The sequence below is a fragment of the Xenorhabdus aichiensis genome, from assembly GCF_028598775.1.
Classification (GTDB): Bacteria; Pseudomonadota; Gammaproteobacteria; order Enterobacterales; family Enterobacteriaceae; genus Xenorhabdus; species Xenorhabdus bovienii.
The window spans coordinates 1-1505 of record NZ_JAQRFO010000108.1 but is presented as its reverse complement, the minus strand read 5'-3'; the positions used below and the strand labels follow the sequence as shown (position 1 = coordinate 1505).

The 1505-nt window shown below is 59.7% G+C and carries 2 protein-coding genes; one reads left to right on the top strand and one right to left on the bottom strand.

What is annotated here, in order from left to right; translation table 11 throughout:
• Positions 1 to 16: 16 nt before the first annotated feature.
• A complete protein-coding gene (locus tag PSI22_RS21600; RefSeq protein WP_273581435.1) occupies positions 17 to 154 on the bottom strand; it encodes a hypothetical protein in 138 nt (45 codons plus the stop codon).
• A 35-nt stretch (positions 155 to 189) separates the two neighbouring features.
• On the opposite strand from PSI22_RS21600, the gene PSI22_RS21075 reads away from it, so the two are divergent.
• A partial coding sequence (locus tag PSI22_RS21075; protein WP_273581434.1) for a condensation domain-containing protein occupies positions 190 to 1505 on the top strand: 1316 nt, incomplete at its 3' end.

Here is a 1505-nt window from a genome sequence, read left to right as displayed (position 1 = left end):
CTGGCGGCGTATCTGGTTACGGACGGAACGCTGTCGGATGACACCCTGATGGCGCATCTGTCCGCCCGCCTGCCGGACTACATGGTGCCAGCCAGCTTGACCCGGATTGAGACGGTGCCCCTGACCCTGAATGGCAAGCTGGATCGCCCGGCACTGCCGGCCCCGGTGTGGGTGAGCCGGGACGGTTATGTGGCGCCGTGCGATGCGCTGGAAACCCGGCTGTGTGCCGTCTGGCAGGACGTCTTGGGGCTGGAACGGGTTGGCACTGAGGATAACTTCTTCCGGATCGGGGGGGATTCGATTGTCAGTATCCGGCTGGTGTCTAAACTTCGGCAGGCGGGTTTTTCCCTACAGGTCAAATCGATTTTTGAGGCCCCGACAGTGGCGCGGCTGGCGCAGTTGCTGACCCAGGCCTCTACGGCGGTCAGGGTGATTGCCGAGCCGGGATTATTAAGCGGCGAGTTTGGTTTATTGCCGATTCAGCAGGCCTTCTTCGGCCGTAACCTGCCGTGTCCGCACCATTGGAATCAGGCATTTATGATGCAGCTTCCCGGGGGAATCCGGCACGCTGATATTGAGCAGGCTCTGATCCGGCTGGCCGGGCGGCACGATATGCTGCGTACCCGCTTTGTCAGCACGGAAGATGGCTATCGTCAGTGTTATCAGGCTGAGATGCCATTCGGGTTGCCCGTCTTACACCGCGCTGATGTCAGCGTGCTGGGTGAGGCGGCACTACATCAACAGCTGACGCAGTGGCAGGGCGGGTTTGATTATGCTGCCGTCCCTTTATGGCAGACCGGTCATCTGACCGGATATGCTGACGGCAGCGCCCGGTTATTCTTCGCCTTTCACCACCTGATTATTGACGCGGTATCCTGGCGCATCATTGCGGAAGATATGCGTTTATTACTGCAAGGCGCAACCCTGCCACCGAAGACCAGCAGCTACCGCCAGTGGGTGGCTGCAGTTCATCACTATGCGGTGCACCGTCAACAGGAAGTGCCCTACTGGCAGCGGGTGATGGCCGGAAAAGAGGCTGAACCGGCAGCCGGTGAAGTCAGTCAGCACCGGTTGGCGCTCTCTGCCGGGCTGACCGATACCCTGTTGCGGGAGGCCAATTCCGGTTACCACACGGAGATAAACGACCTACTCCTGAGTGCGCTCACTCTGGCATTGTCGGCCAGTTTTTCACGCCCGGTGAATCACATCATTCTGGAAGGGCATGGCCGGGAGCCCATCGATAATACGCTGGATGTTTCAGAAACCGTGGGGTGGTTTACCACGGTGTACCCCGTGCGCCTGGAAATGCAGGCAGGGGTGACGGAAACCATAATCCACACCAAAGAGATGCTCAGGGCGGTGCCGAATAAAGGGATAGGGTACGGGGCCTTGCATCAGGCTGGAGACTTAGCCGGTGAGTTGCCGGCGATAAGTTTCAACTATCTCGGCCAGCTGGGGGGCGACGCCGGGCAGGGCCGTCATCAAGACTGGTCACTGACCGACGA